A 24582-nucleotide genomic window follows, 5' to 3' on the forward strand; every position below is an offset into this window, starting at 1 on the left:
CTTGCAAACGCCGTGGCTTCTATCATCGACGCTGATCCGGATTGCAAGGGCAAGCTCAAGATGGTGTTCCTCGAGAACTACCGCGTGTCCTTCGCCGAAAAGATCATCCCGGCCGCAGACCTTTCCGAACAGATTTCTACCGCCGGTACCGAAGCTTCGGGTACGGGTAACATGAAGTTTGCTTTGAACGGCGCTCTCACGATTGGTACGCTCGACGGCGCTAACGTGGAAATGAAGGAAGAAATCGGTGACGACAACATCTTCATCTTCGGTCTCACCGTTGAAGAAGTGACGGACCTCCTCGCTAAGGGTTACCGTCCGCGCGACTTCTACGAAAAAGATGATGATCTCCGCCGCGTGATCGACCTCATCGCTTCTGGCTTCTTCAGCCCGGATCATCCGGAAACCTTCAAGCACATTGCAGAAAAGCTCTTGTCGCATGACCCGTACATGCTCTGCGCAGACTTCCGCAGCTATGTGGATATGCAGAAGAAGGTTGCCGATGCTTACCAGGACAAGAAGCACTGGGCAGAAATGGCAATCCTCAACGTCGCTCGCATGGGCAAGTTCAGTTCTGACCGTACCATCAAGCAGTACGCCGAAGAAATCTGGAACGCCAAGCCGTGCAGCATTGAGCTGTAAGCTTAGACGAAAGAACGGACCTGCGGTCCTACAGACGAAAGACGAAAGTAGCCGCAGGTTAAAACGTTATTACAGAAGAGTTCGCGATGAAAGTCGCGGACTTTTTTGCATTTTCACTTTTTTGCATTTTCAATTGGGGCTGCGGTGTTGCCGCCCTATAACGGACGCACGAAGTGCGTGATTCTAATCCTAAAACCTACAACCTATAACCTAACACCTTAAAAAGTCGCGAGTTTTACGGCATCGGCGGAGCTTTGTGCGGCACGGCGGCCCCATTCCGCACAGGCGTGGAGCATGAGCTTCAAAAAGAATTTGTGTTCGTTTTCAAGGGAGTCCGGGACATGCACGACATCGCCGTTTTCGTCATATTGGGCTAGGCTAACGGAGTAATCGTACGCAGGGCGATTTGCAGTACGGGCAAATTTTACAGACACTGTCCGAACGTCATTTTCGCTGTTTCGGTCAACAATAAAGTCCAGTACAGCTCCTGCAAAATCGCCTTTTGCAACATTTATCTGCATTTGAGCACGGTCGCCGTTTTTGTTCAGCAAGAACTTTGAAACCTTCAAATCCTCATAACGGAACATCGAAAGGCAAAGACTCAAATCGTGGACCATCAAATCCAAAGCGACATTCACATCGCGGCAACGCTCGGAATAACGGTGCTCCCGGCGAAATTCAAGCTGCACCGGGACTTTCGCAACTTCCTTAGCAAATTCCGCAGCGGTATAATTCTGAGCATCCGCGACGTTCCCGACAACGTTTGCATTTTCTGCAACTTTCGCAAATTCGCCCCGAGCCTTCATCGCATGGAGTTCCGCCATAAAATGCTTGCGGAAATTCAAGAACACTGGATTAAAACATTCCGACTGCGCGACAAACAAAACCACATCGTTGCGGATTGCCAAATCCACAAGCTCTTGAGCGTGTTCTCCCGTGACCGCCAGCGGCTTTTCAACGAATACCGAAATTTTGCGTTCCAGACAAAGTTTTGCGTACTGGTAATGCGTTGTCGCCGGAGAAGCGATTACCGCAAAGTCGATTTTTTCACTCGATAAAAATTCATTCACTAAAGATTCGCGAAGCGACCCGTCATTTTGCAAATCGCTCAAATCGAAAATCTTCAAAAAACACACGCCAGATTTTTCAAAAAAAACACGATGGCGTTCGCCCATAGTGCCATCGCCAAACAAGACAGCTTTATAAAATTTATTCAAAATCATCCATCATCCAAAGAATTGCAATCAACTATTGGGGTTCGCACGCTTTGTATCTTTATCCATATACATTCGTTTATCAGCAATTTCCATAGCATGCATAAAGCTGAGCGACGGAGACGTCACTTCACAAACGCCAAACGATACACTTACAGATTTACCTTTCAGAACTAACGAACGAGAAGCTTCATTTATACAATCAATATATTTTTTGCACTCGTCTTGCGTTGTATTTGGCAGAATGACAAGAAATTCGTCCCCGCCCATGCGGAACATCACAGCCTTTTCGGGCAGCTCAGTACGGAAAAGCGAAGCCGTAAGCCTTAAAAATTCATCACCAACAACATTTCCATAAGAAGCATTGATATTTTTCAAGCCGTCATAATCCGCAGAAATAACGCACAAAGGATACATATCCGACTTCATGGAATTTGCAATCCACTCATCCAAATAATCACGATTGTACAAGCCGGTCATCAAATCAATGTGCGCATACCTATCGAGCTTTTTTTCAAGCATCATTTTTTCAGAGACATCGTTGATGAGACCGACAATGCCAATAATATTCCCGTCATTACTTCGCACCGGATTCTTTATCAATTCCAGAAACTCGGTCACACCATCTTGATCGATTTCTATGACGTAGCTAGTACCTTTCCCGGTGCGCATGATTTCGCGGTCCTGTTCCATTGCAAGCATGGCATTGTCCTTGTCCTTGCGAATTTCCAGATCCGTTTTACCGGCAATATCCCATGACGGGTCTTCGGCTCCTTTAAGGTGGCGCCAATAATGAGTAGAAAAGACATACCGGCATTCCGCATCCTTGAAAAAGATATTCGACGGAATCTCTTTCAAGATTCTCTTAAACAAGTCGTAATCTATCTTCATCAGTTCCATGGAATGCCCTTCGTCACCTGAATACATCAATTCTAATTTAATTTAGCATTCATCACAACCAATTGCAACTCCACCCACAAAGATTTATATTTGAAATTGGAATAATCACGGGTAAGCCCCGCAAGAGGAATTTATGGATATCAAAAAAACAAACGCCGCCCGCATCTTGGACCGCCAAAAAATTTCATACGAACTTATCCCCTACAAGGTCGATGAAAATGATCTTGGGGCACAGCATGTAGCCGATAGTCTAGGCGAAGACATCAATCAGGTTTTCAAGACAATTCTCGTCCATGGCGACAAAATCGGCTACCTCATTTGCGTAGTGCCCGGCAACCTCGAAGTGGATTTGAAGGGAGCCGCAAAAGTAAGTGGCAACAAGAAAATCGAAACCGTCCCGCTCAAGGATTTGACCCCGCTCACTGGTTACATTCGCGGCGGTTGCAGCCCGCTCGGCCTCAAGAAAAACTTTCCCATTTTCATCCACGAAACGGCCATGCAGTTCCCGTACATCTACGTAAGCGCAGGCGAACGCGGACTCCAGCTGAAAGTGGCCCCGGCAGATTTGGTCAAGGCAACACGAGCGACGGTTGGCGTAATTGCTCGCATCCACCCCGAAGAACCGGACGCAAAGTAATTTAGAATAAAGGATGGTTTGGTCATGTTTTTTAAGTTCAAAAAAATTCGTGCAGTAACAAGAATCGCTACGGCAAGTTTCATCGCCTGCTTTGCCGCATGTTCCGACGATTCTTCGAACGCACTTGCTCCGGTGAGTACAGCGGAATCATCGTTCAGTTCGAATCATTCCGCTCCGGCCCCGGAATCCTCAAGTTCGAGTCATTCCACACCCGCCCCGGAATCTTCGAGCTTCCAGAATGACAATTCTTCTTCAAGCGTGTCTTCGTCATCCATGAACGTTCCCACGTCGTCATCCACGATTCTTTATACGATTTCGTCATCCTCGGAGCGAAGCGGAGGGGATCCATCCAGCAGCAGTAAGACAGATGGCGGCTCGGAGGCAGCCATGACGAGTAGCAGTAGCCGTCATTCCGCACCCGCCACGGAATCGTCTAGCAGTTCCCAAAGTAAAGAACCAGTCGAAACGTACCTCTGGAACGACGAATTCGACGGCGACGCAATCGATACAAGCAAATGGAGTTTCGAAATCGGCACGGGTGCAAGCGGCTGGGGAAACAACGAATGGGAATATTACACGGACCGCAAAGAAAACGCCTACATCAAGGACGGTGTTTTGCATATTCGTGCGCAAAAAGAAGATTACAAGGGTTCCAAGTACACCTCCGCACGCATGATTACCAAGGGCAAGTTTGCTTTCACGTACGGCACCGTAGAAGCCCGCATCGCACTTCCGACCGGCAAGGGAATCTGGCCTGCTTTCTGGATGCTCGGTCAAAACATCGATGAAGTCAGCTGGCCCGCATGCGGCGAAATCGACATCATCGAAGCCATCAACAGCGAAAACATCGTCTATGGCACACATCACTGGCAATACAACGGCAACCACGCCAGCTACGGAAACAACACCAAGGACTACTACGGCACAAGCAAGGAACTCGACATCACGCAGTTCCATACGTACAAGATGGTCTGGAACGAAAAGCTCATCGCCATGTACGTCGATGACTTCAAGTATCAGGAAATCGATATCGAGAATGCGAAAGACGGAATCGAAGCTTTCCACAAGCCGCAATTCTTTATACTAAACGTTGCCGTCGCAGGCAGCTGGCCCGGTTTTGAAGTCGATGATACGCAATTTCCGAACGAAATGCTCGTGGATTATATTAGAGTAGGAAGTAGACAGTAGACGGTAGGCAGTGGTTAGTAAGCAGCAGGTATGGGGTTTGGGCACGGGGCTCACGCCCCTTTGGGGTATGAGGTATGGGCGTTTGTAATAGGAAACGTTCAAAGTCTCGCAAAGCGAAGCGTGCTCATAGCCGACACCTAGCCCACATTAGCTTCTCTCATAATAAAATGTTTAAATCAACACACCTTATTTCTTGCGGTGCGTTTTTGCCGTTATTCTTCATGCAATACGCATGACGATAGCCGTCGTGCAAATCGATTTCACGGAATGTGTATTCTAGCCGCATTCCGCCATGATCCAGCGAAATATTTTCGTAATCATCGACATGCAAAGCGAATTTATCCGGCATGAGAGACATCCCGCGACCGGTCACTTTCATATAACATTCCTTGAGCGTCCACAACCTGTAAAAAGCCTCCGTCTGCATTTCGAGCGATTCAAAATGCTTAATCCATGCCGATTCTTCGGGCAAGAAAAAACGTTCGGCAAGACGTCCGCGGTTGCCTTTGATAATCTCGACATCGCACCCCACTTCAAAAGGCGAAATCACGCACATCACGCGTTCGCCTGAATGGGATAAATTAAAATGGATTCCGGGGCAATCCGCCAAGAACGGCTTTTCGTTTTCGCCATACGCGATGCGTTCGTCAGCGCCGGCCAAGCCCGCCTCTTCGCACGCTTTGCGGAGCAAAAGTCCAACGCCCAGCGACTGCATTTTTCCCTTGGGAAACTTGAACGACATCACTTTCCTTTGGCGGTATCCGGGAACCGCTTTCAGCAATTTTTCAAAAACAGAGGAATCCTTCAATACAGAAATATCGGCGATGTAAATTCGAGTCGTCTCTAGCATAAAAAAAATATAAAAACTGATTTTCTCATTTATAATTATATAGATTAAAAGCAACACCATTTAGCAAGGAGAAATACATGTCCAAATACAAATGCGAACCCTGCGGTTACATTTACGACCCTGCAGTCGGTGACCCTGACAACGGAATCGCACCCGGCACCGCCTTTGAAGATTTGCCGGAAGACTGGGTTTGCCCGGTTTGCGGAGTCGGCAAAGAAGAATTTGTCAAAGAAGCCTAACGTCATTCAATTTTTCGCCGGGGTCTATGACACCCGGTTTTTTTATAAATATCTCGAAAAAAGCATTTTAATCTTTGACAGAACCATAACGTTAACGTATCTTATACTGTCAAAAAAGGGATTATAATTTTTATGAAAAGGATTTTTGCAATACTTTGTGCAAGTTTTTTAGTGTACTGTTCTGACAACGGAACGTCATCGCAGTCTACACCGTATTTTTTTCTGCAAGAAGATTCAAAACATGCCGACATGATACTTGTATCCCCTAAAGATTCTACTGTAAAGCTAAATTCCAAGCTCACTGTTGAATTTACTTATAATTTTTCTATCGGCAAGCACGAAGTCACATGTGGGGAATACGCAAATTTTATAAAAAATACATCTTGCAAAGATCCCGAAATCCCTATAGCAGATATAACCTTCTATGACGCCATCCTTTTCGCCAACGAAAAAAGCAAAAGTGAAAATCTAGATACCGCATACACTTATACTAGCGCCGCCTTTGATTTCGAAGGGCACTGCACGGGCATGGTGGGTTACGAATTCCATGCCGACCGTGACGCATACAGACTCCCCACAGAAGCAGAATGGACGTTAGTCGCATTACAAAGCTGGGCACCACAAAACGCCTGGACTGTCGAAAAATCGGGCTATACAATGCATCTCTCTTGCACCGCAGACACGCTTAACGGATTCTGCGATTTTGCAGGGAACGCCATGGAATGGGTCAACGACTGGATGGGAGAATTTCAAGACACGGTCATTGCAAATTATGCAGGCGCGCCAGACGGAGGAAACATCGGCGAACGAGTCGTCAAAGGTGGAAGCATCCGCAACGAAGCCTCCAAAATATCCCTCGACAACCGCAGCGACGTTTACACAGTCACCTCTTCAACAAGAACATATTACATCGGATTTAGACTTGCCTTCGGCAAAATTCCTAATGCAGTATGGATGAACACAAAAGGCAGCTTAACAACGCAGCCCATCAATGTTCTATCGACATCCGCACAATTAAAAAAATCCACAAAGACACACCTCAACAAGCTTGTTTTCCGCAACGATGAAACCGGCAATATAGCCTTTATCAATTTCGCAAACGGGAAACCCATTGTCAAGGATATCGAAAATACGCCTAACGCTTACCACCCCACACTATCGCCGGACGGAAAATTTGTCGCATATTCAACAAAGTACGAAGGCATTCCCGGAACATCGGAAATTTACGTACAAAGCGTTGATTCCGTTCATGCAAAAAAAATAAAACTCAATGTCAAAAGCGCTGCAATTCCGCGTTGGCGGGTCGTCGATGCCGACACCCAAATCGTTTACGTCACAAGCGCAGACAACAACTCCGACGAAACCAATTGGAAAAAAGAATCCACATGGAGCGTCTCTTTTGCCAAAGGAAAATTCGGTACACCCAAAAAGATTTTTGAAGGCACATTCAATGGAGGCGTAAGTAAAGACGGCAAACACGCCGTTTCAGGAGCTCGCTTGCTCCGCGCAAACGTAAACGGCAAAAACAAAACGTGGTACAACAAAGAACAAGCTTGCAACGCTTCGCTCTCGGAAATTACAAAGCAAACGCTATTCCTTGATTTTGCAAGCAAAACCGGAAAGGATTTCGCCGGCAGCAAATATTCAGTGCACGAGCAACTATTAATTGCGGACAGCACCGGAAAACTTGTAAAAATGATTCCGGCCCCCAAGGGCTACACATTCGACCATACAGAATGGGTCCGCAACAGTTCTAACCTCGCCACAGCAACACTCCAAAACGCAGACGGCTACCACACCAAAATCGTACTCGTCAACACGAAGGATTCCAGCATCACGGAAATCGCAAGCGGAGCGGAACTGTGGCACCCGGAATTATGGACCGGCACACTGCAAAATTTCGAAACAACGCTGAACGTCGATAGCGCCGGCATGTACGAACTCAACTCCCCGTTCACAGGAGATTTAAGTCCCATGAAAACGCGCTACGATTTGGAAATGCTCTATAAATATCGCGATTCCATCAATGTTCTCGTATCCGGTTCTTCAAGATCATGGGCGGGAATAAGTCCACTTGTGTTAAACAAGAGAAAAGGAATTTTTTCCATCAACGCAGCAAATCCCGCTGTTGATTTATCAGTCGCAAAACGTCTTCTGCTAAATTACGGAGTCAATTTATTACCCAAATTAAAAGTCGTCGCCGTCTCACTTGACTTAGATATTATCTTCCAGCGGTATTACGACACGGCCAATTATTGGGATTACATTTGTCTAAAATCTACGGGATTTGTCTATGACGAAGCCCATGATTTTTGGAAAGACGGGTATCCCCAAGGCTTGTACGAACTGACTCACGATTCTTACGGTTCCGACGAGCAAAGCCGTCAAGACGAACAAGAAAGACTCGGCTACAAATACACGCCAGATGCAGGATGGCAAGGAAGCCCCGTAAATGTGGATTCCACGTACATGGACGGAATCTTGTCAAACCCAGAAGAAGCGCTAGTTAAAGAAATCGAGGATATCGTCAAGGAAGCCGAAAGCAAAAAAATTCACCTCATCGGAATCATCTTTCCGCAATCTCCGGACTATAAGGAAACAGGCGCTTTCGGACGCTACGGATTACGCCGTTCTGTAGCAGAGAAAATGATAAAGCGCATCAAAAAATACGAAGAAAAATACTCTCATTTTATACTGATGGACGAAAATAAAATGGGAAGCCATGACTACGATGACGAAAAAGCATTCAACAGCGACCATCTTTCGTACAAAGGTGCAGAAAAACTGACAAAGCGTCTGGATTCATTGATCCAAACACTAGAAATCAATTGGGATAAATAGAAGAAATGCCGGTCAAGAACCGGCGTTTTCCATAAAAATAATTATCGGTAATACCGTCTATCGTGTTGTGCCGACGAGTAAAAAGCTTTTTTATCGTCATACATTCTTTTGTCTATAATTTCAAGAATTTTGTCAAAGCTATTCTGTTTCAAGTCGAAAATTCCAATCCCAATCGATGCTGACAATTGATACTTTTTAGTACCTTTCTCGTTAAAATCCGTTAAATTCTTTTTGATGCGTTCTCGACAAGATTCCGCAACTTCTTCGCGGTCCGTATTCAACACAATTACAAATTCATCGCCCGCATAGCGAATCGCCGTTCCTAAAGACCCAACCGTCGATTGCAGTATTTCGGCCACAGTAAACAACGCGTCATCACCTTGGGAATGCCCCAGACTATCGTTGATTTCCTTAAATCCGTTCATGTCAAGCATCATAATCGCGATATTTTTTTTATGCCGCAATTCTCCAACAATTCTTTCCAAGTAATAACGATTGTAGAGCCTCGTTAATTTATCGACAAAAATATTTTCATTCTGCAAAGCAAGCGTTATATTTGTAAAACCGACTGCAATTCCTACCCACACTGTCGAGATGCCATAGAAAAAATTTTGCAAACAAACGCAAATAACTACAGGCCACACAAATTGCCAAACCGGGAAAAACTTGACACCGCCGCTTTTCGCCCTTCCAATCCAATAGATGAGGACACTATCTATCAAGAAAGCCAATTCCATCAAATTATTCACCATGAACAAAGGTCCACGCGAATAGACATTGTTTTCGTCAATTGCAAAGATGATGGGATAAAAGAAATTCAAAATCAGCAACAATAAAACAGAACCGGATATTCCAAGCACAAAAGCCCGTTGAAAACCGGAAAACTTTCCGTTGATATGGAAAGAAATCAATATAATCCAAAGCGGCCCAATCACCAAATTCGCAAAGAACAACACAAAGTTCGTTGCATAACTGAGAAACCTGTACATTTCGCCCGGTCGCCCATCTACAGCAAAAGACGAGGAATCCGCAAGGCATGCCGAAACAATGACAATCATGATTCCGAGCAGCAACTTGTCTTCTTGATTTTTCTTCTGCAGTTTCCAAGCACCACTTAATACAGCGCCGAGTACCAAAAAGATACCCAGCATATCGGCCATGTATATTTCAAGCAAGCTGTATTCAAGCATACGGTGTTTTATAATGTTTATATATAAGAAAATTATAATAATTTTTTCACGTTAGCTCTGTGAAGGGAATTTTTTTACAAAACAACGGTGGATTTGCTTGTCTCTGTATTTATCTTCGTAAAAATATAGCTCTTCTGGTGTGTAGCCGCTGCGAAGATTCGTCAAAGTAATTTTTTTCAGTGGTTCATCGTAACAGAAATCGATGCGGAACGTGCGATAGGCGAGTGTGCCTTCTTTGGCGTTTTCGTCTAGTGCAATGCGGCGTCGGGTGGTATCAAATGGTCCGCGTGCTAGCTGGATTTCAACAAAGCTCAATATGTCAAATGGTGTATTCTCTCGAAGCCATTGGATGCGGTCGTCAAATGTCGGAGTTGTTTCGATCTTCCACAAATCGCCCTCTTGTTCTTCGACCCAGCCTGCTTTTGCGTCAGGGAACGAGTCGGCCATCGGGATGTAGGGTTTGATGTCAAGAATTGGCGTTTCGTTCAAGAGGTCTGCTTCATCGATGTATAACGTAAGTCCATCAATTTTTAACAAGCGAACGCAAGAAAGACCAATCGGATTCGGTCGGTAAGGACTGCGGCTCGCGAAAGTCCCTACGCGGTCTTTGCCTTTCGGTGGCACTGGCGGGCGTGTTGTCGGTCGCCAACCCTTGTTTTCGTGAAACTGGAAAATTACCCAAAGGCGTTCAAAACCGTCGAGATCGCGGAGAGCTGTTTCGAAATTTTTCCCCGAATTTAGCACTATGCGACCGGGATGCCCGGCAAACAAGCGCCCCTGACGGGGAGCATCGTACTTGTAAACAGCATCGCCGAAAAATATACCGATGGGGGAGATTTCCATGCAAAAAAATATAGAAAAGCCGGCCCGAGAAGGACCGGCTCAGCAATTATTTCGAGAGGGGTTAGCCTTTAAATTTTTCCGTAACGGATATAGTCTATTTTACCGGTAAAGAAGCGGTTTTCGTACTGGTCTTGACGATGTGGATCGCAACCAATCCCCAAATCGTATTTCAATTCAGATGCCGTATTGTACAAAATCTCCGATACATATTTTTTCCCATCCAAAGTAATTTCAAGTTTGTAAGCTTCTACAGTTAAATTTTCGACTGATGTATAATTAAGCTTAACACGAAGAACGTGCCATTCGTTCATGGTAACCGTATCTACTGAAAAATCTTTCCAATCGCTGGAACCGCCACGAATATGGAACGTCACCGTAGAATCTTCCATACGAATCATCCAGCCGTTAACTCCACTGCCTGGAGGATCTGCCGAAAAGATATTGCCCAATTTTGCTGGTTTTGTCGGCATGAAACGGGTTTCAATAACAAAGTTTTTATTTTTAAAATCACCACTCAAGGGAATGCGCAAACCGGAGGTACCATCAAGAACTAAGCTACCGTTTTTCACGATTACTGTAGGCATGTTCTGGTCCAAAATGGCATTATTTTTTCCGAAGTAGTCGAGGCCGACATTTGACGGATCGTCAAATTCATAGGCAACACTGTATTCCGCCAAAACATCTTCTTTGGAAGGTTCCGTAGAAGAGGCTTCACTACAAGCCATCATTCCGCATGACCACAAAAGAGATATCCCTGCAATTACTTTACCAAATTTCATATAATTTTTTCCTTTTTAATTTTACCTAGATATAATAAAAAATTTAAGCCCTTTAATACAATTTTTTGTAATTTTTTTTCTATGGAAAACGAAATACCGGAAAATATAAATCAAGCACAAAATACTTCAAACGACCCGTCTATTGCAGAGCAATTTTTGGATTCAATTGCCGATAATGCTCTTTACAAAGCCTTTGATTCTGCTGTTGACAAGATTGTCAATGCTACAAAACCTGCTGTAGAAGCAATAACGGATGTTACAGGAACAACGGCGAATAAAGTCGTCGAAGGTGTAGGTGAAGCCGTCGATAAAATTGATGTTTCAGACGCAGCAGGGGAAGCCGCAGGCGGAATTCTCGATGGGGTTCTAGGAAGCATTCTCGATAATATTCTGTAATTGTCGTTCTTTCCAAACGCATTGAGTACGGCGCTACAAACGAAGCTAGAAATGCCCCGGCAAAACCGAGGCAATTCATTTAGTTTACGCAACCAGCTTCATCAAGTCAAAATACATCAGTCGCGTATGCGGGTCATCGTCTTCGGCGTTCATGAAGCGAAACCCATTCTTTTCGTAAAAAGGAATTGCGTCCAAATACGCATCGACTGTCAAAAAACGACACCCCGTTTTATTATCGAAAAAGAACATAGCCTTGATATAATTTAAAACGGTCGTTCCAATTTGGCAGCCCTTCGCACTTTCATCAACACCAAGCCGGCACAATTTAACCGCAGGATAACTTTTCAAACGTTTTTCATTCGGAAAGCCCTGTTTTTTACGGAAACGGTTGAATTCGGTTTTGTCCTTAAAATCACCCATGGCAACCTTATCATTTGCAAGGCTGCAATAGGCCAGCATTTTACCTGTATCAGCATCCGCACAAGCATAACTTACCGAAAGCAAGTGTTTCTGAAATACTGATGCCCGATTTCGAATGAAATCATCCAAATCAGGATCGCCGCAAGTAAAATCTTTGACAGAATAAGATGAACGAATCTTTATAAAACTAAGCTTTGATAGATTTATACCTTTTTGAACCACGGATCAATACCTCCATTAGCCTCTTCACGGGCACGCTGATCAGCCATACCACGTTCATAAGCCTTTTTCATGAGCTCGTAATCCCGCAAAATGCGAGCACGAACTTCAGGAGGTTCAGGTTGCACATTCTCCATCGCCTCTAAAAAACGACGGGCATCTTCACCAAAGAGAATCGGTGTTTCACGAATGGGTCTTGCCATAGTCATGTCCTTTATTTTTTCATATAAGTAACGATATAATAACTATGGAGCATCACTAAACAGGTGAAACTCGGCAACACACTACTAAGGTGGTTTCTATAATATAAAATGTTCATTTTTCAAAAACAAGGGGTCGCGCTGCACGCCATTCATTTTGCAAACAAAAGCTAGCCACAACGATTAATTGTTCTGCAAACAGTTGGTGACATCATTCCAAAAACGACAATATTATCATACCTTTTCCTTCCTACTTTTTCTAAATGGCGCTCTTTCAAAGCGCTTTTAGTTCGGCTCAGCAATGTCAAAACAACAAGTTGTTTTGACGTCTACGACGTCCGTAGCTTCAGCTAGAAAATACAAAAACAAGTTTTTGCGCTTTCTAGCTTTGCACACTTTTGCCGCTGCGCTCGCCTTTGGCACTCTTCGAGTGCCTTTTGCTAGGCTCGGAAGTGGGCCTGTAAACAGCCCCGTTTCACTCGCCTTACGCAAAAGTTGCTAAATTTGGGCACGATGAAAGAAAAGGCAAAAAAACTCATTGAAAAGTACGAAGAACTGGAATCGGAACTCGGCAATCCGGATGTTCTCGGCGACCAGGCTCGTTACAACAAGATTCACAAGCAGTACAAGGGTATTGAAAAGGCTGTCTTGAAGGCTAAAGAATACCTGCAAATGATGGACGATCTTGACGAATACAAGGCCGCGCTCGGCGATTCCGACCCAGAAATGGTCGCGATGGCAAAAGCGGAAATTTCGGAAATCGAAAAGAAGCTCCCCGAAGTGACCGACGAACTGCAAATTTTGATGGTTCCAAAGGACCCGTGGGACTTCCGCAATGCGACGCTTGAAATCCGTGGCGGCACGGGCGGTGACGAATCGGCTCTGTTTGCTGGCGACCTGTTCCGCATGTACCGTGGCTACTGCGACAAGATGGGCTGGAAGATGACCATCCAGGACTTGAGCGAAGGCACGGTGGGCGGCTACAAGGAAATCCGCGTGTTCATCGAAGGCGATAGCGTCTATGGAACGCTCAAGTTCGAAAGCGGCGTTCACCGCGTGCAGCGTGTGCCGGAAACGGAAACGCAGGGCCGTGTGCATACATCTGCTGCGACGGTGGCGATTCTCCCGGAAGCTGAAGAAGTTGACGTGGAAATCCGCGAAGCGGACATCCACATGGACACATACCGTTCTTCGGGTGCTGGCGGTCAGTACATCAACAAGACGGACTCTGCCGTGCGTTTGACGCATATCCCGACAGGTGTAGTGGTGAGTTGCCAGACCGAACGTAGCCAGCTGCAGAACAGACTCCACGCCATGGAAATGTTGCGCTCCAAGATCCTCGACGCGGTTATCGCCAAGAAGGAAAAGGAAGAAGCGGCAAACCGCAAGGCCCTCGTGGGTACCGGTGACCGTTCTGCCAAGATCCGCACTTACAACTATCCACAGAACCGCGTGACGGACCATCGCATTGGCCTCACCGTTTACAACCTGGACAAGGTCGTGACTGGCGAACTTGATGAAATCATCAATGGTCTCCAGATGGCGAACGCCCAGGAAAAGCTCGGAAAGTTCAACGCTTAATAGATTGCTTCGTCGCAGTACTCCTCGCAATGACGAACAACGAATAACGCCCCGTCCATAAGGAAAGTCCAATGCCTCAGCCGCAGATGACAGTGCTAGAAATTTTGAACCGCACCAAGGTCTTCTTCGAAAAGAAGGGCATTCCAGACGCACGTCTCGATGCCGAGTACATCATCAGCTACGGTCTCAAGATGAAAAACCGCATGGACTTGTACCTGAACTTCGAAAAGCCGCTCACGCCAGCGGAGCTGGACGTGCTTCGCACGATGGTTGCGCGCCGTGCAACGCGTGAGCCGCTGCAGCACATCATCGGCGACACGAGTTTCCGCGGGTTCATCATCAAGTGCGACCGCCGTGCGCTTATCCCGCGCCCGGAAACGGAATCGCTCGTAGATATGGCGGCAGAAAGCCTCAAGGGCGTCGAAAATCCGTTTATCGTTGAAGTTGGCACAGGCACGGGCGCCATTTCGATCGCTTGCGCCAAAGAAATCGCAGGCGTCAAGGTCTTGGCAACGGACATTTCCGAAGACGCACTTGCATTAGCACGAATAAACGCTGAAGCGAATGCAACTGGCGAAACTTTGCATTTTGTGCAGGGCGACTTGCTGAACGCAGTAACCTCGGAAGCAATCGCGAATGCCATCGGCGCTTCGGTGGATTCAGCGACTTTACCCAAAATAGATTGCCTTATCGCAAACCTTCCTTACATTCCCGATGGTGAAAAGGACAAGCTCCAGCCCGAAGTCGCTAAATACGACCCTGCACTAGCCTTGTTCGGCGGAGCGGACGGACTAGACCTTGTCCGCAAACTTTTACAGCAAACCGAAAGTAGCCTCAAGCCGGGTGCCGCAATCTTCCTTGAAATCGGTTCCGAACAAGGTGAAATGCTCAAGTCCGAAGCCGCAAATTATCCGTGGCTCGAATTTACGGGTATCCACAAAGATTTTTGCAACAACGTCCGTTTCGTAAGCTATAAAAAATTATAAATTAAAAGCGATTAAACCCTTTGTCTAGAATAGCAAAAGAGGGCTATATGAAAAAGATTTTTCTCGCTTTATTTATAGTAATGTTATGCGAAACATCGTTCGCACAAGATTCTCTTTCAACGGCAAACTTCGATTCTCCCAAGCCCAAAAGAAACAGTTTTTACCTCAACACGGGAATAGGCTTTGGTTATACAAGCATCTATTTCGATCATCGTTATGATTCTGACAAAATCAAATACGATGGAAGTGCGTTCGGTTTTGCTGGCGAACTAACCATGGGACTTCTTATCAAGGGATTTGTGGCCGTCCACGGCTCCTTTGAATTTCTCTCCCTCGACGGAAAATACGACTTGGACAAAGTCAAGAAAAATTATGCCAGTGACGAAATCGACGACTTTGCTTTCCTTGGTGGAGTCGGCGCTACGGTGTATCCCTTCTTGTCGTCTTCAAAAAGTTTTTTTCAAGAAGTATTCTTTAGTGCAAAATTCGATTTAGGCCTTATACTCATAAATGATCCGTTTTCTGACTATTCAGGTCGTTCACTTAAACATAGCGACTATTTCGTTTTCGGTGTCGATCTAGAAACAGGAAAAGACTGGCAAATTTCCGAAAGGTTTTTTATCGGAGTCGGGTTAAAATGGCAGCTATTGTCCATCATCTCCAGCAATGAAGTGGATGATGTAGATAGTAAAACTCCCGAGCACAAACATCTCGTAAATTCCATCCAGTTGATGCTACGCTTCAACCGAAAGTAGAGCCCACAAGCCGCAAAATCGAGGAAGACTTTGCAAGATCAATATCCGGCGCAGCCGAGGGCCGAAAGTACAAACGTTTCGCTTTCTCCCATACGGTAGAACGGAATCAGGTCATCGTCGTCAATAGCGGAGTCGTCATTGCCGTTCAGCTGCATCAGTTCGCCAATGCGGCGTTTGAAGATGGAAAAGCCGGAATCCCACGGAGACGGCTCCCACTGGGACTGTTCCGAAATTTCGACTACATGCTTATTTCTTTTTGTCATTTTGCAATTCATATTTTACCTTTAGGACTATTAGTGTCTTTACGAGCACTAATATAGAATCGTTGGATGTCAAAAGCTGACATTTTGAGGAAATGGCAAAAAAAATTGTGAAAGGTGATCCCGGAATAAATCTGGGATGACAATGCCACAGGAACCGTGTAAGGAGATCCCGGCATGGTGGCTGGGACGACTGTGTGACTGCATGTTGTCTATTCGATTACGGTCGCGGTGACCTGCGCGTGTCCGGCTTTTTCTAGCCCAAGGGCTTTGCCTGCGGCTTCGCTTAAATCGAGTACACGCTTTTTCGAATACGGTCCGCGATCATTGACTCGCACAACGACAGAAGCCCCCGTCTTTTGACGTACGACTTTTAATTTCGTTCCAAATGGAAGCGTCCTGTGAGCACAAGTGAAGTCATCGCGGTCAAAAATTTCGCCGCTGGCTGTTTTTCTGCCGTCATAACCTTTGCCGTAAAAACTGGCATCTCCTGAGAACGTGTAACCCACTTTGACGTTTTCGACACGTGGCTTTGTTGAGGTCACACGAACGTAGCCTTTACGGTGCGAACCCGAAGAACCGCACGCCGAACATGCAAACGACGCACACACAAGTAAAACAACAAATCTCCGGGGAAACATAAGCACCTACTCAAAATCGTACATGCTGTTGTATGTATTCTCAAGAATTTCGTCTTCCTTACTGATGATCTCGGATTTCTTCTCTTCGGGCGTTTCGTTCAGTTCGTTGTAATACTGCTTAGACTTTCTTTCAAGATTTTCGATGTTTTTGGCAGTACGAGTACGCAAACGAGCCAATTCATCATCCGTTATCGTCGCACGCGTATTCAGAAGATAAACCGCTCGCTTGCCCCACGGAGTCTGGCTGTAGTTGTCTCGAAGATTACGATAGACGGCGACAGCGCTGTCAACGCGTTCAGGATTCATCTGGAAATAGATGGCCTTCATGTAAAGAGCTTGAATGCCCGACTGCGTATGCGGATATTCTCTGTATAAACTATCGAATGCAGCGAAAGCGGTCGCGTATGCAGAATCCACCAAATCCATCTTGCTGACTGGCATTTCAGAGGCGACCGTCCACAAACTTTCTGCGACCATGTAACGGTCACGAGCAACGTCTTCATTCGTTTTCATCGTAACATGCATGCCTAGGTTCGTCTGTGCTTGCTTTGCGTAGTCCGTATTCGGATATTTCTCGATGATTTCCTTGTACAATTCTTCGGCTGTATCAGGATCGTGCAAGAATTCATCATAGATAAACGCTCTTGCGTATGCGGCTCGCATGACGCTTGCTGAATCGTCAGATTTTTCAATCACGTTTGTGAGCCTGGCAATAGCACTATCTGCTTCGGAAAGCTTGAGCAAGAATAGCTCCGCAATCATAAATTCCGTCTTGAAGAATGATTTCATGTTGGGAATGGAATCTTTATTCTTTTCCAAAATTTCTTCATTACGGTCTCGCATCGAAACAAGATTTCTTAACGCATTGCGGCGCTCACGGGATTTTATTCCATACTCACTGATAGACCTTGCGATATAGCTGCTATCGTAATAAGACATGGCTAGTTCATAATCCAATTTTTTTGTCTGCTCGAAATCGCCCATATTAAAGTAGCTACGGGCAGAAGATTCTGATTTCGGATATTCCGTATTGATTTTATTGAAAATTACAAAAGCGTCGGCATCTTTCCCGGCCAAAAGCGTACATTCCGCGATACGGACAAGATAGAAGGACCTTTGCTTTTCATAAGCTTCGACCTTGTAAAGAGCCTTGAATTCATCTGCCGCCTTGAGATATTCGGTCTTGTTCACAAGGCATTCTGCCGACTGCTCGCCAGCCGTCTGGCGTTCGCGATCGTTCAGATTTTCAATTTCCTTTGCATTGTAATGCTCGTGAGCCTTGTCCCAATTTTCCATTTTGAAATAAAGCCCGGCCAAACGGAAATGAGCCTTGCCTTTCATGTACGGGGTTCCGCTCTTGTCCGCAAGCAATGCTTCTAAAGCGGCTATCGCCTGTTCTGGCACTTCTGATTTTTCATTCAAAAGCGAAAGCAGATTCAATCCTTGGAAGTAGTAAGGATGGTCCTTGGATGCAACTACTGGTTCCAATGCAAACCGGCTGATATTGTATTCTTGGTTGCGATAGAGGCAATAGGCTCGCTGGTATTCGACGGCACGCATGGAATCGTTATCGGCGAAGTAGCGTTCGTACTCATCGTACTTGGTGATGGCCTTGGGCCAGTCCGCCTTGTGTCTGTAAGATTCCGCAATGAGGAATACGGCTTCGGCAGTGCGTTTCTTGTTATCTGGGAAACGTTCTAGCACGCGGGAACCTTTTTCAATAATCTTTTCGTATTTTTGAGATTCCTCGTTGCCTGGATAAGACTGCGTTTCGTCGGGAACGCTATCGAGGCGTGCGGTCCGCAGTTCGGTCGCTTCTTCATAGAGCCGTTCCGCATTGAACATGTGGTTCAGATAGGCACAGCAAGTGCACCCGTCCAATAATGCGACGAACAAGAACAAAACTATTAAACGACCAAAAAACATATAGTTACAAAATACAAATTTACAGTTTTAAAATTCCATGAGCATCGGCAGATAATCGCAAAGTTTCATGCCAGAAGGGGGCAACGTGCTGCGATCCAAGCGCACCATACGCACTTCAGCGGGTTTTCCGACGATGCGGGCCAAAATTTCGAAGTTGTCGCGAGTTTCCCAGACTACGGCATCCATGACCAAGTCGTCTCGGCAAACAGTTTCTCCTGTGCTATTGCCGATTCCGGAAATTCTAGAATTTTGCTTCATCAGGCGGGTGAAAATTTCGGGAGCGACGCCCAAATGATTCGAAGTCGAGGAAGAATCATAGACGGACACGTGAACTTCCCTAAAGCGGTTCAAAGAATCAAAGACGACCGTATAAGTGTGCATGTACGGAGATTCATAAAAAGATTCCTGCCAAACGAATCGCCTAACTTGTTTGAAATTTGTAATGGAATATTTTTTAAAGAACTCCTGCGAGGATGCTCCGTAACGGACAAGGTAATGACCTAATTTGGTTGAAAAATCATGTTTTTGTTCGGGGGCCATTGATTCACGGAGACTATCGACTGCACGGGTCAAGTTTGCTGTTAGCCCGTTATTGAATTCTTCGATGACAACCTGACGAGCCTGTTCCACTTCGTTCAATCGAGTCTTGATATCCGGGTATTCGGGGTCGTTTTTCACAATGTAGTTGAATTCTCGACGAGCCCTATCGAACATGTGGTTTTTCAGATAAGCAATTCCAAGAGCTTCGCGGAGCGGTAGATTTTCGGGGTAACGTTCTACTAACGGCGAGAGAATATCACATGCAACTTGTGCACGGTCTCTTGCAGAACCGGCGTAACTTTCCTTTCCGGGAGCCGATTTTTCACCGATGGTCGCCATTGCCCGGCGGGCTTTTTCATAATCGGGGTGGAACGCTATTATGCGTTGGTACGTTTTTTCAGCCACGTCAAACTTGCCGTTGTATTCAGCAAGGTAGCCCCGCAAAAGCAGCAATTCCGAAGAAAGCGGGAACTGCGTCAATGCGTAATCGACCACAATTGATGCACTATCCAGCACGCCGGCATCGTGATAAATTTTTGCTAAAAGTTCAAACGCCCGCTGCGAGTCGCCCGACGAAAGACTAATGGCCGCACGGCATTCGTTTGTTGCCTCTCTCATGTTCGAGTTTTTGTGCAGGAGTTCGGCGTACCACAGGCGGATCTCGTAAATGGACGGTGAACGAGAACTCGCCATTTTCGCAAGTTCTGTTGCTACGGTCAAGTTCCCGGCCAAAAGCGATTTGCGGCTGTCCAGATAGAAACTGATTCCCGTATTCGGGTAACGGTTCATGAGGCGGCCCATTAAAATTTCTGCACGGTCGCGCATGGTCTCTGTTACGGAATCCATGCCGAACAAAGTATTGACCTCACCCCAGACGGCTGCATCGACGTTTGGATAAAGAAGGACTAACGCATCGTAAATTTCATAAGCGGCCTTGGATGCTCCACTGCGAGAGAGTTCGCCTGCTCGACGAAGCTCTGCTTGTGCCTGCACCGGAAGTCGTTGCACGTCAGCCTTGAAATTCGGGGCGTCGCCGTTTGGAATCGACATTCCGGCATCAAGACCGAAAGGCACCTCTTCTACAACTGTTTTTGAGGGACCGTATTTATTGTAAAGTTTGTATCCACCATAAGCGGCTAACGCACCGAAAAAAACAATGAGGAAAAGGTAAGCCGCCGCACGAGACGCAGATGAAGAATTTGCCATCAGACTTCCACTTAGAGTTCCAAAAAGTCGGCCAGTTTTTCTTTATGTTCCTTGCTCTTCTGCAATCGACGCAAGGTCTTGTTCTTGATTTGGCGGACTCGCTCACGGCTGAGCTTGAGGTCTTCACCAATGTCTTTGAGCGTCGTATCTTCGACTGTATCGAGGCCGTAGAACATGCGGAGAATTTCTTCTTCGCGCTGCGGAAGGGACGATAGAGTCTCTTGAATGAGCTTGCGGCGTTCTTCGCGCTCCATATCCTCGTCTTGGTTGCCGTCGCTGCCAAGCACGTCCATAAGGGTACTCACGGAATCGGCACTCGAAACGCCGGCGTCGTCGCCAATGGGGGCGTCAAGCGAAATATCGACAATTTTTTCCATGACTTCGACGATGTCGCGTTCGTAAGCGGAAAATTCTTCCATCGAAATGGTCTTGTCGTAATCACCGCCGTTCTGCATCAACGCGCGCTTGAAGCGGTTCACCAGGGCAAGCTTGTTTGGCGGAATGCGGACCGCCCCCACTTGTTCAAACAAAGCCTTCTGGATGGACTGGCGGATCCACCACACGGCGTAGCTGATGAACTTCACGTCCTTGTCCATGTCAAAGCGTTTTGCCGCCTTGAAAAGGCCCAAGTTTCCTTCGTTTATCAAGTCCAAAAGCGAGAGACCACGTCCCTGATACTTGCGGGCGACACTCACCACAAATCGGAGGTTACCACGAATAAGGCGCTGCAAGGCAGACTTTCGAATTTCTTCGGTTTCACCGTTCTTGATAATTTTCAACAACGCCGATTCTTCCTGCGGAGTCAGCGTAGGATACCTATTCAAGTCACGAAAATAAAGAGCTTCGTTAAAATCACTCATAAATACAACACCTTCTGTCGTGAGCAAAACCGCTCCAGACTTTTAAAATATGGCTTTTTATGCTGATTTCGTCAATTCCTTGAGTTTATCGTATGGGTAAATTCCCGAACGATGACCATCGTTGAAGGAAAGTCCAACGGCATAGCGGCCAATCGACTGTACTTTTTCAAGTTTCACATCCAAGGGAACAGTGGAATCGTCTAAAATTTTTTCGCCGGAATGTTCATCGACGCAGAGTGCGCACGGACAAGCTAAACGGAGCGAGCGAACATCACATGCGCCGCGAGTGCCGTCGTTCCATTCAAAGCCGAGCTTGCCCTCTTTTGTTCTGAAAATTTTCTTGGGTTGGATCATACTTCCTCCACGGGCAGCTGTTCGAAATCGTAATTGAAGTTTTTGAGGATTCCATCACCCTCCGATTCAAATACCGCAAGCGTACGCACCATCTTTTCGGCTGCCTCCATAAAGACCTTCGCCGATTCGGAATTCGGGTAGCGGAGCACGGCGGGCGTGCCTTCATCACCGCAACCGGCAACAGCGGGTTCCAGCGGAACTTTACCGATAAGCGGCACACCCCACTTTTCGGCAATCTTCTGACCGCCACCGGCAGGGAATATGTTGTGGTGCTTGCCACATTCATCACAAATGAAATAGCTCATGTTTTCGATGACGCCGATGACCGGGACTCCCACGTTATCAAACATGGCGATACCCTTGCGGCAGTCGGCGAGAGCCACCTCTTGCGGAGTCGTCACGACGACCGCGCCAGCCATCGGGCAGTTCTGCGTGAGCGTGAGCTGGATGTCACCCGTTCCTGGAGGAAAATCGACAAGGAGGTAATCTAGCTTGCCCCAGCGCACATGGTGGATGAAGTGCTGGATCATCTGCGAAACCATCGGTCCACGCCAGATGGTCGCCTTGTCGGAATCCGCGAACATGCACATCGAGACGATGCTGATGCCGCCCTTCGCTTCGACCGGTGCAATCGTATTGTCTTCAAAAACTTCAGGAGCTTTATCTATGCCGAACATGAGACCCATACTCGGGCCGTAAATGTCCGCGTCGAGGATGCCCACGCGAGCGCCAGAGAGGCTGAGCGCCATGGCGAGGTTCGCCGTCACCGTCGATTTACCCACACCGCCCTTGCCACTTGCCACAGCGACTACATGTTTGACATCGCCGATGTAAGAATTTTGCGGAGCCTTTGCCGCGGAATTGTCATCGCCCACGCGGCCCTGCGAAGAAGTCAGCGTCACTTCGACTTCGGTTGCGCCAAGGCTTTTCACGATGGCGATGCACTGGTCCTTGAAACGGTCGCGAATCGGGCATGCCGGAGTCGTGAGGCGCAAATCAAAACTCACGGCGGTTCCTTCAATCTTTAAATTTTGAACAAAGTTCAGTTCTACGATATTCTTGTGCAAGTCCGGATCTTGGACCGCACGCAAGGCGCTTAAAATATTTTGTTCATTCAGTTGCATGTTTACAGCTCGGCTCAACGAGCCTTTGGGCTATGGGGTCGCTCGCAAGCTCGCTTTGAGGTATGGGTAAAGAATTTTGCATTAATTTAACAAATCGCAGGCGGTCAAGCTCATGAAATATCACCTCGGACACTGTTCCTGGGCCAGCATTTAAAGCAACGCTAGAATCCTTTTGGTGACTAGATTTTTTTCATCCTATTAAAGGGTCCTGAATGACGAAAAAAAGACAGATACCGAAGTATATGTCTTTTTGAAGATAGCTTTTTTTGCGTCTTGGAAACGCGAAAATTAAATCTTGATTTTTGCACCCATGAGCTTCACGAATTCGCGGACAATCGCTGTATCGCCAGGCCATGCCGGAGCAGTCACCAAGTTGCGATCTACGACGGCTTCATCAACGTTCACGGCCACATACGTACCGCCAGCAAGAGTAATGTCTGGACCAACAGCAGGGTATGCCGTTGCCTTGTAGCCTTTCAGCACGCCTGCAGCAGCAAGCACTTGCGGACCATGACAGATGGCTGCCACAGGCTTTTTAGCCTTGAAAAATTCTTTTACGATTTTGAGCACGCGTTCGTTCAAGCGAATGTATTCCGGAGCGCGGCCACCTGTAATGAACAAGCCTTCATAATTACTTACCTCTACCGCATCAAAGTCTGCCGTAAGGGCAAAGTTGTGACCACGGGATTCGGCGTAAGTTTGCTCGCCCAAGAAATCGTGAATTGCAGTAGCGACCGTTTCTCCCGCTTTCTTGTCGGGGCACACGGCATCTACCTGATAGCCCAACATGGACATGGACTGGAACGGAACCATGGTTTCATAATCTTCGGTGAAATCGCCACAGAGAAGCAAAACCTTTTTTGCTTTTTTTGCCATTATACACTCCTGATAGATATAACTTGTTTTCTTTTTTACAACTAACCTAAGTTAGACTGTAAATAAAATACATCAAACTTTATCGAAGAGTATGTACATTTACTTTTTTTAACAAAGTGATTGTCTATTAGTTTTTAGTCATTGGTCAATAGTCAAGACTCTTTACCGATTGTAACCCATGAGGTAAATTCCAGCGGCACAGGCTGCAACTCCAAGGACAAAACTAGCAAGCGCGTATGCCGCGAACATCCCGATTTTTCCGCTTTGCAGGAGTGCAAGGTTTTCGTTTGCAAATGTGCTGAACGTCGTAAAGCCGCCGCAAAAGCCTGTTACCAAGAACAACTTGAGGTTTGGCGATAGCGTCCCGCACTTGAGGAAAAGTCCTGAAAATATCCCGATGCAAAGGCAACCGAGAACATTTGCGACAAACGTAGGCCACGGGAATCCTGCGGCCTTCGGAATCACAAGCGAAAGGAAGTAGCGCAGCACGCTACCGAGAGCACCACCAAGAGCAACGAAGAGATAGGACATAAGGAGTGGTTAGTGGTTAGTGGTTAGTGGTTAGTGGTTAGTGGTTAGTGGTTAGTGATTAGACGAAAGACCGCTGCGCTGGTAGACAAAAGAGGCGAATGTTGCGAAAGCAAGTTTACTTGATTTCATAACTGAGCCGACTAGTCTTGGCTTGAAGAGCTAAGACGAGAGAGAAATTAACTCAAATCTTTCGTCTTTGGACAAGTCCCAAATGCTTGGCTCAGTTATAGGTCTGCGAGCAGCCCTGCAACATTCGCCTTTTGCATTTGTCGTCTATAGCCCGCCGCAGCGGGCGTTCTTTGTTCATTCACTACATTCAAGAACCAAATGCTAGGCTCAGAAATAGGCTTGCAAGCAATCCTGCTTCATTCGCCTTACGCATTT

26 protein-coding genes are annotated in these 24582 nt (G+C 46.5%); 9 read left to right on the plus strand and 17 right to left on the minus strand.

Annotated features, from left to right (window positions below; all coding sequences use genetic code 11):
• The coding region (locus tag IKG78_RS19815) for a glycogen/starch/alpha-glucan phosphorylase (RefSeq protein ID WP_290947257.1) at window positions 1-642 on the plus strand (642 nt) is incomplete at its 5' end.
• Between the two features lie 218 nt (window positions 643-860).
• Here the strand turns inward: IKG78_RS19815 and IKG78_RS19820 are convergent.
• Together IKG78_RS19820 and IKG78_RS19825 are read right to left on the minus strand one after the other, a co-directional pair.
• Window positions 861-1865 (minus strand): Gfo/Idh/MocA family oxidoreductase, encoded by a 1005-nt coding sequence (locus tag IKG78_RS19820; protein WP_290947259.1) that lies wholly within the window; start codon window positions 1863-1865, stop codon window positions 861-863.
• A 21-nt stretch (window positions 1866-1886) separates the two neighbouring features.
• On the minus strand, window positions 1887-2783 hold the full coding sequence (locus tag IKG78_RS19825; RefSeq protein ID WP_290947261.1) for a sensor domain-containing diguanylate cyclase: 897 nt from the start codon (window positions 2781-2783) through the stop codon (window positions 1887-1889).
• Window positions 2784-2889: 106 nt separating this feature from the next.
• On the opposite strand from IKG78_RS19825, the gene ybaK reads away from it, so the two are divergent.
• Both ybaK and IKG78_RS19835 read left to right on the plus strand, forming a co-directional pair.
• Window positions 2890-3393, plus strand: coding sequence for a Cys-tRNA(Pro) deacylase (gene ybaK, locus IKG78_RS19830; protein WP_290947264.1), 504 nt, complete (start codon window positions 2890-2892; stop codon window positions 3391-3393).
• A gap of 24 nt (window positions 3394-3417) precedes the next feature.
• Window positions 3418-4581 carry a glycoside hydrolase family 16 protein gene (locus IKG78_RS19835; RefSeq protein ID WP_290947267.1) on the plus strand — a complete coding sequence of 388 codons (1164 nt, stop codon included), beginning with the start codon at window positions 3418-3420 and terminating at the stop codon, window positions 4579-4581.
• 157 nt (window positions 4582-4738) lie between these two features.
• Here the strand turns inward: IKG78_RS19835 and IKG78_RS19840 are convergent, their stop codons facing one another.
• Complete coding sequence (locus IKG78_RS19840; protein ID WP_290947271.1) at window positions 4739-5431, minus strand: 4'-phosphopantetheinyl transferase superfamily protein; 693 nt, start codon at window positions 5429-5431, stop codon at window positions 4739-4741.
• A gap of 77 nt (window positions 5432-5508) precedes the next feature.
• Here IKG78_RS19840 and rd point away from each other — a divergent pair, with 77 nt between their 5' ends.
• Together rd and IKG78_RS19850 are read left to right on the plus strand one after the other, a co-directional pair.
• Window positions 5509-5670, plus strand: coding sequence for a rubredoxin (rd, locus tag IKG78_RS19845; RefSeq protein ID WP_290947274.1), 162 nt, complete (start codon window positions 5509-5511; stop codon window positions 5668-5670).
• A 132-nt stretch (window positions 5671-5802) separates the two neighbouring features.
• The gene (locus IKG78_RS19850; RefSeq protein ID WP_290947277.1) at window positions 5803-8511 is read left to right on the plus strand and encodes a TIGR02171 family protein; all 2709 of its coding nucleotides are present in this window, start codon (window positions 5803-5805) and stop codon (window positions 8509-8511) included.
• A 41-nt stretch (window positions 8512-8552) separates the two neighbouring features.
• On the opposite strand, the gene IKG78_RS19855 is transcribed toward IKG78_RS19850, so the two are convergent.
• From IKG78_RS19855 to IKG78_RS19865, 3 genes are all read right to left on the minus strand, one after another.
• Window positions 8553-9701: a GGDEF domain-containing protein gene (locus tag IKG78_RS19855; protein WP_290947280.1), complete on the minus strand. Its 1149-nt coding sequence runs from the start codon at window positions 9699-9701 to the stop codon at window positions 8553-8555.
• A 51-nt stretch (window positions 9702-9752) separates the two neighbouring features.
• Window positions 9753-10544 carry a tRNA (N6-threonylcarbamoyladenosine(37)-N6)-methyltransferase TrmO gene (gene tsaA, locus IKG78_RS19860; protein ID WP_290947283.1) on the minus strand — a complete coding sequence of 264 codons (792 nt, stop codon included), beginning with the start codon at window positions 10542-10544 and terminating at the stop codon, window positions 9753-9755.
• Between the two features lie 68 nt (window positions 10545-10612).
• The gene (locus IKG78_RS19865) at window positions 10613-11323 is read right to left on the minus strand and encodes a LamG domain-containing protein (RefSeq protein ID WP_290947286.1); all 711 of its coding nucleotides are present in this window, start codon (window positions 11321-11323) and stop codon (window positions 10613-10615) included.
• A gap of 81 nt (window positions 11324-11404) precedes the next feature.
• Between IKG78_RS19865 and IKG78_RS19870 the strand changes: the two genes are divergently transcribed.
• Complete coding sequence (locus tag IKG78_RS19870; RefSeq protein WP_290947289.1) at window positions 11405-11719, plus strand: hypothetical protein; 315 nt, start codon at window positions 11405-11407, stop codon at window positions 11717-11719.
• An 84-nt stretch (window positions 11720-11803) separates the two neighbouring features.
• Here IKG78_RS19870 and IKG78_RS19875 read toward each other — a convergent pair whose 3' ends face one another.
• A complete protein-coding gene (locus IKG78_RS19875) occupies window positions 11804-12361 on the minus strand; it encodes a GNAT family N-acetyltransferase (protein WP_290947293.1) in 558 nt (185 codons plus the stop codon).
• The gene (locus IKG78_RS19880; protein ID WP_290947296.1) at window positions 12343-12561 is read right to left on the minus strand and encodes a hypothetical protein; all 219 of its coding nucleotides are present in this window, start codon (window positions 12559-12561) and stop codon (window positions 12343-12345) included. Before IKG78_RS19880 ends, IKG78_RS19875 begins: the two co-directional genes overlap by 19 nt.
• A 510-nt stretch (window positions 12562-13071) precedes the next feature.
• Between IKG78_RS19880 and prfA the strand changes: the two genes are divergently transcribed.
• From prfA to IKG78_RS19895, 3 genes are all read left to right on the plus strand, one after another.
• Window positions 13072-14139: a peptide chain release factor 1 gene (gene prfA, locus IKG78_RS19885; protein ID WP_173473445.1), complete on the plus strand. Its 1068-nt coding sequence runs from the start codon at window positions 13072-13074 to the stop codon at window positions 14137-14139.
• 71 nt (window positions 14140-14210) lie between these two features.
• Window positions 14211-15125, plus strand: coding sequence for a peptide chain release factor N(5)-glutamine methyltransferase (prmC, locus tag IKG78_RS19890; RefSeq protein ID WP_290947301.1), 915 nt, complete (start codon window positions 14211-14213; stop codon window positions 15123-15125).
• A 47-nt stretch (window positions 15126-15172) separates the two neighbouring features.
• Complete coding sequence (locus tag IKG78_RS19895) at window positions 15173-15880, plus strand: hypothetical protein (protein WP_290947303.1); 708 nt, start codon at window positions 15173-15175, stop codon at window positions 15878-15880.
• 38 nt (window positions 15881-15918) lie between these two features.
• Here IKG78_RS19895 and IKG78_RS19900 read toward each other — a convergent pair whose 3' ends face one another.
• The 9 genes from IKG78_RS19900 to crcB all read right to left on the minus strand — a co-directional run bounded on the left by IKG78_RS19900 (window position 15919) and on the right by crcB (window position 24198).
• The gene (locus IKG78_RS19900; protein ID WP_290947306.1) at window positions 15919-16143 is read right to left on the minus strand and encodes a hypothetical protein; all 225 of its coding nucleotides are present in this window, start codon (window positions 16141-16143) and stop codon (window positions 15919-15921) included.
• 209 nt (window positions 16144-16352) lie between these two features.
• On the minus strand, window positions 16353-16781 hold the full coding sequence (locus IKG78_RS19905) for a septal ring lytic transglycosylase RlpA family protein (protein WP_290947309.1): 429 nt from the start codon (window positions 16779-16781) through the stop codon (window positions 16353-16355).
• A 6-nt stretch (window positions 16782-16787) separates the two neighbouring features.
• Window positions 16788-18677, minus strand: a complete 1890-nt coding sequence (locus IKG78_RS19910) for a tetratricopeptide repeat protein (protein WP_290947312.1) — start codon at window positions 18675-18677, stop codon at window positions 16788-16790.
• A 57-nt stretch (window positions 18678-18734) separates the two neighbouring features.
• Window positions 18735-20453, minus strand: coding sequence for a tetratricopeptide repeat protein (locus tag IKG78_RS19915; RefSeq protein WP_290947315.1), 1719 nt, complete (start codon window positions 20451-20453; stop codon window positions 18735-18737).
• Between the two features lie 11 nt (window positions 20454-20464).
• Window positions 20465-21313, minus strand: a complete 849-nt coding sequence (locus IKG78_RS19920) for an RNA polymerase sigma factor RpoD/SigA (protein ID WP_173800450.1) — start codon at window positions 21311-21313, stop codon at window positions 20465-20467.
• A gap of 57 nt (window positions 21314-21370) precedes the next feature.
• Window positions 21371-21667, minus strand: coding sequence for a DUF971 domain-containing protein (locus tag IKG78_RS19925; RefSeq protein ID WP_290947321.1), 297 nt, complete (start codon window positions 21665-21667; stop codon window positions 21371-21373).
• A complete protein-coding gene (locus IKG78_RS19930; RefSeq protein WP_290947324.1) occupies window positions 21664-22791 on the minus strand; it encodes an Mrp/NBP35 family ATP-binding protein in 1128 nt (375 codons plus the stop codon). Before IKG78_RS19930 ends, IKG78_RS19925 begins: the two co-directional genes overlap by 4 nt.
• Before the next feature lie 288 nt (window positions 22792-23079).
• Window positions 23080-23667 (minus strand): DJ-1/PfpI family protein, encoded by a 588-nt coding sequence (locus tag IKG78_RS19935; RefSeq protein ID WP_290947327.1) that lies wholly within the window; start codon window positions 23665-23667, stop codon window positions 23080-23082.
• Between the two features lie 162 nt (window positions 23668-23829).
• A complete protein-coding gene (crcB, locus tag IKG78_RS19940) occupies window positions 23830-24198 on the minus strand; it encodes a fluoride efflux transporter CrcB (protein ID WP_290947330.1) in 369 nt (122 codons plus the stop codon).
• Window positions 24199-24582: the final 384 nt, after the last annotated feature.

The organism is Fibrobacter sp. (assembly GCF_017545445.1).
Classification (GTDB): domain Bacteria; phylum Fibrobacterota; class Fibrobacteria; order Fibrobacterales; family Fibrobacteraceae; genus Fibrobacter.

Excerpts from the sequence above, each read along its gene's own strand:
- IKG78_RS19820 (WP_290947259.1), bottom strand. The coding sequence starts at position 1,865 with ATGATTTTGAATAAATTTTATAAAGCTGTCTTGTTTGGCGATGGCACT.
- IKG78_RS19825 (WP_290947261.1), bottom strand. The coding sequence starts at position 2,783 with ATGTATTCAGGTGACGAAGGGCATTCCATGGAACTGATGAAGATAGAT.
- ybaK (WP_290947264.1), top strand. The coding sequence starts at position 2,890 with ATGGATATCAAAAAAACAAACGCCGCCCGCATCTTGGACCGCCAAAAA.
- IKG78_RS19835 (WP_290947267.1), top strand. The coding sequence starts at position 3,418 with ATGTTTTTTAAGTTCAAAAAAATTCGTGCAGTAACAAGAATCGCTACG.
- IKG78_RS19840 (WP_290947271.1), bottom strand. The coding sequence starts at position 5,431 with ATGCTAGAGACGACTCGAATTTACATCGCCGATATTTCTGTATTGAAG.
- rd (WP_290947274.1), top strand. The coding sequence starts at position 5,509 with ATGTCCAAATACAAATGCGAACCCTGCGGTTACATTTACGACCCTGCA.
- IKG78_RS19850 (WP_290947277.1), top strand. The coding sequence starts at position 5,803 with ATGAAAAGGATTTTTGCAATACTTTGTGCAAGTTTTTTAGTGTACTGT.
- IKG78_RS19855 (WP_290947280.1), bottom strand. The coding sequence starts at position 9,701 with ATGCTTGAATACAGCTTGCTTGAAATATACATGGCCGATATGCTGGGT.
- tsaA (WP_290947283.1), bottom strand. The coding sequence starts at position 10,544 with ATGGAAATCTCCCCCATCGGTATATTTTTCGGCGATGCTGTTTACAAG.
- IKG78_RS19865 (WP_290947286.1), bottom strand. The coding sequence starts at position 11,323 with ATGAAATTTGGTAAAGTAATTGCAGGGATATCTCTTTTGTGGTCATGC.
- IKG78_RS19870 (WP_290947289.1), top strand. The coding sequence starts at position 11,405 with ATGGAAAACGAAATACCGGAAAATATAAATCAAGCACAAAATACTTCA.
- IKG78_RS19880 (WP_290947296.1), bottom strand. The coding sequence starts at position 12,561 with ATGGCAAGACCCATTCGTGAAACACCGATTCTCTTTGGTGAAGATGCC.
- prfA (WP_173473445.1), top strand. The coding sequence starts at position 13,072 with ATGAAAGAAAAGGCAAAAAAACTCATTGAAAAGTACGAAGAACTGGAA.
- prmC (WP_290947301.1), top strand. The coding sequence starts at position 14,211 with ATGCCTCAGCCGCAGATGACAGTGCTAGAAATTTTGAACCGCACCAAG.
- IKG78_RS19895 (WP_290947303.1), top strand. The coding sequence starts at position 15,173 with ATGAAAAAGATTTTTCTCGCTTTATTTATAGTAATGTTATGCGAAACA.
- IKG78_RS19900 (WP_290947306.1), bottom strand. The coding sequence starts at position 16,143 with ATGACAAAAAGAAATAAGCATGTAGTCGAAATTTCGGAACAGTCCCAG.
- IKG78_RS19905 (WP_290947309.1), bottom strand. The coding sequence starts at position 16,781 with ATGTTTCCCCGGAGATTTGTTGTTTTACTTGTGTGTGCGTCGTTTGCA.
- IKG78_RS19915 (WP_290947315.1), bottom strand. The coding sequence starts at position 20,453 with ATGGCAAATTCTTCATCTGCGTCTCGTGCGGCGGCTTACCTTTTCCTC.
- IKG78_RS19920 (WP_173800450.1), bottom strand. The coding sequence starts at position 21,313 with ATGAGTGATTTTAACGAAGCTCTTTATTTTCGTGACTTGAATAGGTAT.
- IKG78_RS19925 (WP_290947321.1), bottom strand. The coding sequence starts at position 21,667 with ATGATCCAACCCAAGAAAATTTTCAGAACAAAAGAGGGCAAGCTCGGC.
- IKG78_RS19930 (WP_290947324.1), bottom strand. The coding sequence starts at position 22,791 with ATGCAACTGAATGAACAAAATATTTTAAGCGCCTTGCGTGCGGTCCAA.
- IKG78_RS19935 (WP_290947327.1), bottom strand. The coding sequence starts at position 23,667 with ATGGCAAAAAAAGCAAAAAAGGTTTTGCTTCTCTGTGGCGATTTCACC.
- crcB (WP_290947330.1), bottom strand. The coding sequence starts at position 24,198 with ATGTCCTATCTCTTCGTTGCTCTTGGTGGTGCTCTCGGTAGCGTGCTG.